The organism is Rossellomorea sp. DUT-2 (genome assembly GCF_052665285.1).
Genome location: NZ_JBQPEO010000004.1, coordinates 1 through 11,485, shown reverse-complemented (window position 1 = coordinate 11,485; position 11,485 = coordinate 1). Strand labels below are relative to the sequence as shown.

The following is an 11,485-nucleotide window of genomic DNA, read 5'->3' as shown; positions in this document are numbered from 1 at the left end:
ATCACCCTACTCCTGTTTTTTCATTATTTAATGATTTCGTTTTTGATACTCAGAGGTCCGTCCCTCAAAAATCGATCTGTGAATCATTTGTTATGTCTGTGGAATCAAGCAGACCTGGATGAAATCCTGGAAGATATAGTTCGCTTTCGGTCCTTCTCAAAGCTCTGCGGGATGGGAAACTTGCGAAGTGATTCATGGTGGCAGCCGCCCGTTCACGTTGTTTGGTGATCACTTTTTCAGAACAGTTGACTTCCAACTCTTCGCCATTCGTAAACTGGATGTATGTTTTCCCTTCTGATGTGACAGTAGATTCGATATGCTGGCAGAATAACCAGATACAATCATAGTGTGTTGAAGCCATTGTAGGTATCGCATAGATGAATTCCTGCGGGCAAATCATAAGAGGTGTCTTTCGTAAATACCTGGTAGCATGGCGAACGGCTTTGATCCTGCCGTCATATGTAGACCGGTAAGCCATACAGGATTCGTCTAAAATCTCCATGACTGATTTTTTGCTGAACGTCTTTTTCCCCGAGTAGTCATAAATGATTGACTGATGAATCCCATCATAAGCAGGACAAACCGCCACCGTCCTTCGAGTAACCAGCACTTCTAAACCTTTCAATCAAAACACCTTCCTTTTCCTTTTTAATAAAGCCCCTTTTGTCAGAATCTTCTTATATATGAGACTTTATTACTATTATATACTAATGTTAAATTATTTCCATTTATATTTGTATATTTTTTGAGAAAAATCTCATAATTTGAGGAAATGGATTATTTCCTGGGAGATAGTGTCGAAAAAAGGCCTTAGAAATATATGATTACGTTGGGATGATTCAGATATGATAAGGCATCAAAAAGCCTCCATTCGATACACAAATGCATCGAATGGAGGCTTCCTAATTTTTTATTGTGCCAAAAGTGATTCAACCACTGAATCAGAGATGGCCCCTTCTCCACCAAGAATATAATACATATCTGTAACCGGAGCAAACATAGCAAGGGTATCCATCGTTGTAAACTGTGCCTCTTTCGGATGAGTCAACACCACGGAATTTCCTTCTACAGCTGCCAGTGCAGAACCAGCCAGGGCATCAGGATAGTTCTTACCTGTTGCAATGAATGGTGTGGACATGTTCAATTCACTAGCGAAATAGTTGATGATGCTGCTATTCGTTTCGTAACGATCACTTCCGCTTAATCGCTCATAATTCATGAACTCCTCAGCTACCGTTTCCGGGATAGCTGATTCTCCGCCGATTACATAGAACTGCTCAAACATGCTCTCTTCCATATAGCTGCGAACAGAATCCGGTGTTCCACTTTTCTTTGTTAATAGAATCGGCATTTCAAGGGAAGCAGCTATCGGAGCAATGGAAAGGGCGTCCGCGAAGCTTTGCCCGGTTGCCACGACTGCACGATCCGTGAAGCCTAATTGTTCAGCGATTTTCACTGATGTTTCATAACGATCGGCTCCGCTGATGCGTGAAATCGTCTTGATTCCTAAATCTTTGACTTCTTTCTCGATATTGGCTGTAATAACCGATTTACCTCCAACCAGAATCACCTTCTTTACTTTTAGGCGTTTTAGTTCGTCCTTAACCGCCTTAGGAAGGGTTGTTGTATTGGTTAACAATAATGGTGCGCTGTGGTGATAAGCAAGTGGTGTGGCGCTTAATGCGTCAGGGTAATTACGCCCCGTTGCAATGACCGCTACATCAGATTGTTCCCAGCCTTTGCTTGAAATTTTCACAGCAGTCTCATAACGATCGGTCCCAAAGATTCGTTCCGTGCCAATATTCGCTTGATCGATACCCGTAACCGCACTCACGGCATCCAATCTTCCCCAGCCGGAAACTGTATCGTATCCCGGAAGGACCAACTCCGCTGGGTATGGGTACTCTTCCTCGTAATAGTAGCCGTAACCTGGATTATCTTCTTCATCAAACGTGATATCTAAAGCTGTTCGCGTTAACACTCTTTCCACTTGAGCCGGTGTTAACTCAGCATCATGGGAAAGAAGTAACCCTGCAACCGCCGCTACGTGAGGAGTCGCCATAGACGTCCCACTCATGTATGTCACGTTTCCATCTGGAACCAGACTCGGAATATCCGTTCCCGGTGCTACCAGGTCGATTCCTTTTCCAAAGTTTGAGTAATCAGATACAAGGTCCATATTATTTGTCGCTCCAACAGAAACCACATATTTTGATGAACCAGGATATGAAATTTCTTCCATTCCGTCATTACCTGTTGCAGCTACCACGGTCACTCCATGGTCATGAGCGTATTTGAGAGCATACTCAATGACACGGCTATAAGATCCGCCAAGACTTAAGTTAATGACCTGAGCTCCGTGATCGACTGCATATTTAATCCCGTAAGCGATTTGTTCTGTATCACCGCTTCCAGATGCATCAAGCACTTTAACAGGAAGAATCTTCGTGTGAGGATTGATTCCTGCCATCGAGTAGTGATTACTAGCTTCTGCTGCAATGATTCCAGATACATGAGTTCCATGGCCGTGATCATCCATCGCATCGGAATTTCGTCCTACAAAATTATAACCGTCATTCTTTAAGACATGATTGCTCAGATCTGCCAGCGTGTGGTCTACACCCGTATCCACTACAGCAATGATCGTCTCTTCAAGATTTTTTTCTTTCAGAAGCTCCTGAAGCTGCTCGTACTGAATATCGGCATCAGGGTTCCCACCATTGTCTCCGTTATTTTGTAGAGACCATTGATAAGGATATTGAGCATCGGATGACAGTGCTTTGTATTGTTGGACAGGCTCAACAAACTCGACTTCAGGCAGCTTCGCAATCTCTTTTGAAGTAACTTTTAATGAGGCAGTAGACACTTTATCGGAACCGTCCCCATCGACTTCTACCACATACAGATTGGAGAAGAATGAATCCTTCGTCTTTAGTGGGGAAATCGATTCAACACCCATTGATTTTGTTTTCCCCTGGATACTTGCTGCATCTTTTTTATCTTTTAATTTCACGATTAAACGATTTTCGTCACTGGCTGCCTTTATAGGGGAAAGTCCCGCTTTTGCCAGAATAGTAGAAACCGTTGAATTCGTCAGGTTTGAAATCCCTACTTCTTTACCTGTATTCTCAATTTTCTCCTGTATGAACTCAGGAGTCGATTCAAGTGCATTATTGTACAGATTATTGATCGCTTTTTGATCTTCTTTGGTGATTTTGTATGAGCTTGCACTTCCATTAGCCGCTACATCGGCAAACAATTCCTTTAATTGGACAAGATCATGGTAGACACTATCACGCAGTGTTTTACTGAAGACCATTTTTGAACTGATAAACGGAGCCGCTTTGTAATAAAGAGCAGACAAATCCTGGCCTTTTTCCGTTTTTGCCAAGACCGTTTCACGAACGGTACGTAAATCTTTTAAAATGCTTTTTCCATTTTCTCTTTCTTTCGTGCTTAACTCCGCTGGACACTCCTCAGCAATGGCTTCATCAGAAGGAGGTAACGTAATGCCATCATAGCTTACCGTGTATGGAATCATCATATCTTCAAACTCTTCTTCGAACTCTACATATTCTTCTTCCATTCCATAGGACTCAATCTTAATATAATAAGGGCCTACCCAGGAAATCGGGAAGTCGATGATCGCTGGTTCATTTTGATAGGAATAGCTCATATAACGCTCAAATGCGCGATTATTGATGGCATTTTCCAGACTGGAATAAACCGTCACATTTAATTCCGATTCTGATTGAAGCTTCATCCGTAAATGGGTATAATCTGTCACTTCACTTTCAGATGGATCGACCTTATACCAATGAACGTTTTCAGAAACATCGAATTCACCGTCGACCGGTGTCCCGATCATCAACGTTCCTTCCTCATTGGGTACACCAGACTCTTCCGCACCTGCTTCCATCACGGAAAACTGGCTGAAAATCAACGAAAAAACGAAAACCAAAGCTACGAAACTACGAATCTTCTTTTTCATTAGAACCTCCACTATGTTATAAAATGAACTACAGAATCTATTAAACCACAGAAAGCTAAAATTGGAAATATTTTATATTTTAAGGAAAAATATAGTCTCTTAATTATCGTGTTTAAAGAGCTGTTTTGAAGTACTTGTTCCTCTATGGAAAAACTTAACTGTACTCCTTCTGATGTCTATTAAAGACTGACTCTATTTAAACAAACGTTTGATTGATTCAATACACCACTCTCACAGCCTTACTTAAGGCTGTTAAACGATTGTTTCACACACAAAAGAAAGCCCTGGACTATTTGAATATAGTCCAGGACTCTTTTGACCGTTTATGAACATCTTTACTCCACTAACTTTTCAACAACACCACTCTCAACCGCACCTTCTCCACCCAATACCATAAAGTGCTTCAATCCTTGTTCCATCACCAATCCTTTTGTCTGCTGAGGCAAGTCATCCTTTTTCACCAGCAATAACGGAACCTCATTTATGGCAGCAAAGACAGACCCCGTAAGAGCATCAGCGAAGTCCTGGCCTGTTGCAACTACGGCATAGCTTGCGGGACCTTGGAACTCGTTATAGATAGCAGCCGCTGTATCATAACGCGCGTCACCAGCCAAACGCTTTCCATTTTTAAACGTTAACTCTTCACTGATGACCCCTGCTCCCCCAATCACATAGGTGTTCTCTACATCCTGAAGGGCAAAGCCTGTCGCTTCTGGAATGGAATTTGTTTCTGTTAACAGGATTGGATATCCATGCTGGGCCGCATATGGAGCAACTGCTAGGGCATCAGGGAAGTCATATCCATAGGCAACGACTGCCGTTTCTGAATAACCCAATTCATTCGCGACGAAAGCGGCTGTTTCGAAGCGGTCACCTCCACCGATTCGATCCACGCTTAATCCCAACTCATCCAATTCCGCCTCTATCTTCTCTGAAACGGCTCCTTCCCCACCAAGAATCACCGCATTCTCTGCTCCAAGACGATCGATCTCTTCTACAGTCTCTTTGGATAATGTGGCTCCATTCGTCAACAAAATCGGCGCTTCCAACTGATAGGCAAGAGGTGTTCCGACCAATGCATCGGGATACTCGTTACCTCTCGCAATGATCACGGTTTCAACAGCTTCCCAGCTTTCTTCTGAGATTTCAGCCGCTGTTTCGTAACGATCCTGTCCGTATAAACGGGCAGTTGATTTTCCAACTGTATCACTTGAGAGCTCCATGATCTTCCAAAACTCGTCGGCCATGGCTTCATATCCCTCTTCACTAGGATGGACATTCTGCGGGTTAGGAAGTTTCACTTGGAAATTATCGGCCATCGCTTCTTCAACCGGGACAAACACGCCTCCCCCCTGCAAGCTAGCTGCTTGAATGGCTTGGTTCAATCCATCTAACGCAGGTTTTAACTGTGCCTGGGTCTCTTGTGGCAAATAAGGGAATGCATTGTAATAACCCATCACATACACCGGTACGTCAGGGTTTAATTGATGGATGATGCCTAAAGAGGCAGCGATATTCACACCCACTTCCTGAAGGGCTGCCTGCACTTTTACTGGATCAATTGAAATCCTGCCATCCTTATGTTCAATCAATTGCAGTAAGTCATTGGCACCTGCGTCCAATGTAATCGTATCAGCCTCCATGATTTCTTTCTGCAAACCCTTTGCAGGATCTTGTATGTCCGCCAATACCTGTTTAGACGTATAACCCGGTATGGCAAAGCTCTTGTTAAAATCTACATGAAAGCCATCTTCTTTAAATTCGTCTGCAAGGAAATCAGGGTAGCCCTTACCTAGCGAGTTGTCATACAGCACCCCTGCCGCCAACGAATCTCCTAAAGCAAGATAATCTACATACGTATGCTCTTCTTTCATTTCAGCAAGAGCCATCGTTGGTGTCATCACTAATGCCATTGTCATTGCTCCCGTTAACACTTTCAAAGAATGTTTCAAATTTTTTTCAAAGTGGTTCTTCCTCTCTATTTTGGCAATCCAATTATAGGTATTGGCCAAGGCATTAGGATATTCCTCCTAATTTTTATCGACAAAACCCGCAATTCGATCCTTTAGAAGCAGTTGTGTGGGATCTGGCCATTACGCCTGCAAATGATGTAATAAAAATAAATAACAATCCCTATATATTCGAGGTGCTTTATAGTGGAAAATAAAATAAACAGATATAAGGAGTGAAGATCGTAATGAAGATGATCCATAGGTTTCTCGCCACTTACTATTACACCCTGATCCAAGACTGTCTTGATGAAAAAATGAAAGAACACCTGCTCCAGAAACTACACTATCATGAGTCAAAATTAAGCATGTAGATCCTTCTCGATGTACCCGTCCACTTTCTTATAATGGCCTTTTTTATTCAAAAAAAGCCTTCAACCGCAACGGATTGAAGACTTCGGAAATTTATCCCCTTATAAAATACTTCATTAAATAATCAAGCCAGAGCTTATTTCCTTTTTCGTTAGGTATATTTTCCTCTGTTAAATAGTCCTTTATTTCTTTATGATTGTAATCCGGCCATGCGTCCCAATGGTTAAGATACACATATTTCTTCTCCCGGGTATACTTCTCTAAATCAGCTTCTTCCTGAGGATAGTAATAAGCACCTGGAATTGGATTGGCCGGTTGGATGATAAAGGAGATTTCAGAATTCTGTTTCTTGAAATCCCCAATAATCGTCTCAAGATTTTTAATGCGGTTCGACATTCTGATTTCCCCGTTGTCACACAATAAAAATGGTTCCAGCAAGAGAATATCCGGCTTCATATCAGCCAGTGGTTTATGTAATTCTTCCTTCACAACCTGTTCTGACGTTTTTTCGGCGATTTCTTTCATCGTCACCTTTATCAAATCGTGACCGTACGTGTCGAGCAGCGCCTTTTCTAGTTCTTTCGGCCAAGCTCCTTCCTTCCCAGGAGTAGATGAAGAGCCAAGAATCATCAGGTGAACGGGTTCATTATCTTCAAGCTTTTTCTTAAACGTGTCTTTTAATTCTGGCGGAAGATAATTCAGCTTATCCAGTTTTATCAGCCTCTTCTTTTCTTCTTCAGCCGCTGCTTTTTCTTTCTCATTTTCTTCACGCTCTTCTTCACTCACCGCCTGAACGCCGGCTACTTTTTCTGTATGGACGTTAACCTGGACGGCCTCGACCCTTTGATCCCAATGATATTTTCCACCTGCAAGTGTTGATAATGTAATCACGCCAAGACCGACTAACAAAAACTTCTTCATCCTCATCCCCCATAACGTAAAGTCTATGAATCATATGATAGAGGAGATAGAGTTCAGAATTTGTATATACGTGTAGAAGGCGGTTCGAAAAGTTACGACAAAATAACTGGTTTTATTTGGATAAAAAGTATCAACTAGCGTTTAATTAAAATAAAAGCCTATCTTAAAAAGATAGACTTTCACCCTCCCTAATTCATCGGCACCAGCTCAAACCTATCATTCTCGTGTTTTACCCGGTACACCCCTTCTGAAATTTCATTTTCAGTATACTGTGATAACCCATCTTGGATATGTTCGTCACGATCCAGCACCATCAGAAAATCAGACTTCATCAATACTTCCTTCAAATAAGAGAGCTGATCTTTAGTTTCAGCACCTTTGATGAAAGAATAGTTCATAGATAGATGTTCATACCTGATCAAATAGCTGAAATATCCTCCGTCATCCGCACTTCCTGGACTATAATAGGTAATCATAGGTTCCGATACCCCTGATGTTTTAATTACAGAAGAATACTCTTTTACGTCGCCCCGACGCTCAACATGTGCTTCCGGCCGGGTCACCAATACTTCCAGATGTCCAATGTACGGGATTAAAAAACAGACTGCCAACAGAATGCCCGTTACCCTTTTAAAGGATTTCACATAATTAGACCATACATAGACAACCACCGTCATGAGCATGCCGCCTGCATACACGGTAATGGTCGACTGATAGCGGTTAAACCCTGCAAGCCTTGACGCTTCGTTCTCAGGCATCAGATACACATACATATAGGAGAGAGAACACATATACATCACGTAAAAGAGATTAAACAGGACAAACGACGCCACCAGTTCATTAGGCGTTTTACGTTTCATTCTGACCATTAATAGAAGGGCAATCAGATTGACCACCAACAATGCCATCACATGAGGCGACGACAAAGGATTCAACGCAGCGTCCAGCATCATTCCATCAAAACCTGCTAAAAACTCCTCCGATTTCTGAATATCCTGCAGCTTATCCTCTGTAATGGCAAACTTATTATCTCCATAGCTCTCACTATAAGCTTGTAACGTATACGTGTGCCAAAGCAAATTCACCACTAAAGGTAGAACCATCAACAGAACCAATGAAGCATAAGGCATGACTTTATCGATTCTCTTTTCAATCCCTTCCCGATGAGAAGCAATCAGTATGCCTAGCGTAGCAATCCCGTTAAATAATAGAAAAACCTTTCCACTATCTTTCAATAGAATTAACAAGATCACAATCGGAATGTTCACGAGAAGCAGTCTTTTCCAATCCTTACGGTAGTAATAAGCGATTAATGGAATCGCTAACGCCACTGATCCAAGAATAATATCCACCAGTAAACTGTAGAAGATTTTCGCATTCACTAATAGGAGGGTAAAGGAAATAACCCAAGGCAGGATGACAGTCCCCAGCTTCTTCCAGGAACTCCACGTGAATAGGACTGTGAATCCAGCCATCGTCATGAATCCTTGTGCCATCAATGCCAAACTTTCATGAAACCCTAAATGATTGAGAAAATAGTAAATAAACACGGCACTTCCAGGCGGATAGTTCTGGAAAGTCACCAGCGTACTGGCATCCGGCAGACCATCGAGTCTCACAATCTCCTTCACCACCAGTCCCCAGTGGCTGAAGTCATCATAATTTAAAAAGAGAGTCCCCCTCATATAAAGCATGACAAACAGAAATGCTAAGGAAAAGAACACCAGCGAGGGATGCAGCAAAGGTTTAAACGAGATCTTTTTAAAAAAGAATAATACGAGATAAATCAAACATAAAAATAAACCAGAATAATAGATGATATTCGCTGCCAATGGCATCCGATGAAGCAACCCGGCTCCAAATAGCACCGTCGTGACACTGGAAAATAGAAATAAAGGAATAAAGGCAGGATGAACCTTTACCTTATATAGAAAAAACATCCCCCATCCGGCAAGGGAAAGAAATAACAAGAATAGTAATAGTATAGACGTAAGCATGAGTCCTCCTGATACATGAAAAACAAGTAGTAAATCCCATTATATCATTCTTCGTTGGAACAAAATCGCATATCAATCAAAAAAGGAATCTCCGAATTTCGGAAACTCCTGACTCATTTATGCTTCATGTAGTTTTCTTCGGTTGTTTCTAAATTTTTCGAAGTAATGTAGGAAGAGGAAGACATGGTAGTAAATGAGCGTAGCAGGAACACTATAAATTGAAAAAAGCAATGTCATTCCAATCCCCTCTGACGCAATGGAAAGAAATATGCCAGGAAGAATGGCTATCAGCGTATACATCAATAGTTGAAACAAATACACGTTTCGTTTGATTTTTAGAGCATTCGTCACTTTATCAATCAGATAGGCACCTAAAAGTCCAAACACGAGGTAAATGGGAATGGAAGGCATAATCGTCATGACAAATCCATCACTATAATTCATATAACAACATTCATATTCTCTTTCTTCCATTGGAGTATACAGTGCCCACCCCATAAACAGAGCAAAAAACAGAGGTGAGATAATAGCAGCTAATGCTTTATTGTAGAGATCCTTCATCGGACATCACCTAGTATTGTTTTGATATTGTTTATTTTACCATAATTGTTCGTGAAGAAAATCACATAATATAAAAAGAACTCCTTTACCATGATCCTGATAAGGAAGTTCTGTTTCATTATGACTCAATGACTCTTGCTACTTTACGCCCACACGTCATGCAGCTACCTTCCAGAACAAGATTATGATTATCAGAATCCACACTGTAATCAACAATCGTTGTCACACCGCATGACCGACAAAATACATTTCCTTCAAATTTCTTTCGGATATGTCCCGGTAAGGCCATCCACCTTTTATGTGCTAATTCATCCTTCATGTTTCTCCTCTCCCATTAAAAAAATCTTCAACAATCCTTCGAAAAAGTTCGTCGAATCGCATCCTCAAATTCCGTTTCAGGCAAGCGTGACTTCGCATACCTTTTCGTTACATTAATATCCCTATGCCCAGCCAACCTGGATACTATTTCAAGACTGACACCTTGATCGATGAGATGCTGGCAAAATGTATGGCGCAGCTTTTGCGCATTTATATGGAACTTCTTAAGCATATATTGAACCGATCTATCCGTTAATCGCTCATTTGATTTAGAAAGGAACAATGCTTCCTGTGGTTGGATAGCTTCCATATAGTCAGTAAGGTAGTGAACCACTTCATCCGACAAGGGAATGATCCGTTGATCCCCATGGGTATCCGAGACACTTACTTGTTTCGTTACAAGATTGATATCTGATGTATTCAGGGCACAAAGCTCTGATACCCGTATCCCCGTATGAAGCAGCATATACACAATCGCTATGTTCCTTTCATTTTCACTTTCTCTTACTTCCGATAAAAGTGCTTCACACTCATCTTTAGACAGCGTTTCGATATCTTCCTTTTTATTTCCTTGTTTGATCTTTATATCAAAGGTTATATCAGGCCTCTTTAAATATCTGGAAAAAGTTCGTATCACGCCCAAAATCTTATCCGTCGTAATCGGACTTTTACCCTTTTCTTCTAAAAATAGAATGTAATCCTGTACATCACGATGAGTAATATCTATTAACTCCCTGTCATTCTGTAGGAGCCATTTCTCATATTTCTTAAGCTCCTGATGGTAAGTCGAGATGGTGTTTGTTGATTTTCCCTCATGTTCCAGCCATGCTAAAAACTGATCAATCGTAGTACTAGAAGATCCTTGCAAGAGTACCACCCTTTCGAATCAAACCTCTGTATTAATCATATCGTAGAACGAATAGATAAAGAAGTCAACTTCTCCGAATATAGAAGAGTATAATGAGGAAGAATTAATTTAATATCAGACGATAAAAAAAGAGTAACTCCAATGAGTTACTCTTTCTATATTTGCCTGGCGACGTCCTACTCTCACAGGGGGAGATCCCCCAACTACCATCGGCGCTGAAGAGCTTAACTTCCGTGTTCGGCATGGGAACGGGTGTGACCTCTTCGCCATTATCACCAGACGAATATTCAATTGAAGGATTGTTCCTTCAAAACTAGATAAAGAATTGATGTCAAGAAAGCCGAATATCGACCCATGTTGTTCATTTAAAAAATGACTCTTTGTGGTTAAGTCCTCGATCGATTAGTATCAGTCAACTCCACATGTCGCCATGCTTCCATCTCTGACCTATCTACCTAGTCATCTTCTAGGGATCTTACTCACTTACGTGATGGGAAATCTCATCTCG

8 protein-coding genes and 2 rRNA genes are annotated in these 11,485 nt (G+C 41.3%); all 10 read right to left on the bottom strand.

Annotated features, from left to right (window positions below; genetic code table 11):
- Positions 1 to 64: 64 nt before the first annotated feature.
- A complete protein-coding gene (locus tag ACOSV2_RS15465; protein ID WP_428975912.1) occupies positions 65 to 625 on the bottom strand; it encodes a competence protein ComK in 561 nt (186 codons plus the stop codon).
- A gap of 285 nt (positions 626 to 910) precedes the next feature.
- Positions 911 to 3,991, bottom strand: a complete 3,081-nt coding sequence (locus tag ACOSV2_RS15460; protein ID WP_428975911.1) for a cell wall-binding repeat-containing protein — start codon at positions 3,989 to 3,991, stop codon at positions 911 to 913.
- 335 nt (positions 3,992 to 4,326) lie between these two features.
- Entirely contained in the window at positions 4,327 to 5,904 is a 1,578-nt protein-coding gene (locus tag ACOSV2_RS15455) for a cell wall-binding repeat-containing protein (RefSeq protein WP_428975910.1), read from the bottom strand.
- 501 nt (positions 5,905 to 6,405) lie between these two features.
- A complete protein-coding gene (locus tag ACOSV2_RS15450) occupies positions 6,406 to 7,233 on the bottom strand; it encodes an SGNH/GDSL hydrolase family protein (RefSeq protein WP_428975909.1) in 828 nt (275 codons plus the stop codon).
- A 188-nt stretch (positions 7,234 to 7,421) separates the two neighbouring features.
- A complete protein-coding gene (locus ACOSV2_RS15445) occupies positions 7,422 to 9,230 on the bottom strand; it encodes a hypothetical protein (RefSeq protein ID WP_428975908.1) in 1,809 nt (602 codons plus the stop codon).
- 117 nt (positions 9,231 to 9,347) lie between these two features.
- Entirely contained in the window at positions 9,348 to 9,791 is a 444-nt protein-coding gene (locus tag ACOSV2_RS15440) for a hypothetical protein (RefSeq protein WP_428975907.1), read from the bottom strand.
- Between the two features lie 118 nt (positions 9,792 to 9,909).
- On the bottom strand, positions 9,910 to 10,110 hold the full coding sequence (locus ACOSV2_RS15435) for a hypothetical protein (protein WP_428975906.1): 201 nt from the start codon (positions 10,108 to 10,110) through the stop codon (positions 9,910 to 9,912).
- Positions 10,111 to 10,137: 27 nt separating this feature from the next.
- The gene (locus ACOSV2_RS15430) at positions 10,138 to 10,977 is read right to left on the bottom strand and encodes a tyrosine-type recombinase/integrase (RefSeq protein WP_428975905.1); all 840 of its coding nucleotides are present in this window, start codon (positions 10,975 to 10,977) and stop codon (positions 10,138 to 10,140) included.
- 163 nt (positions 10,978 to 11,140) lie between these two features.
- A 5S ribosomal RNA gene (gene rrf / locus ACOSV2_RS15425) occupies positions 11,141 to 11,257 on the bottom strand.
- Positions 11,258 to 11,359: 102 nt separating this feature from the next.
- A 23S ribosomal RNA gene (locus tag ACOSV2_RS15420) occupies positions 11,360 to 11,485 on the bottom strand; the annotation flags it as partial.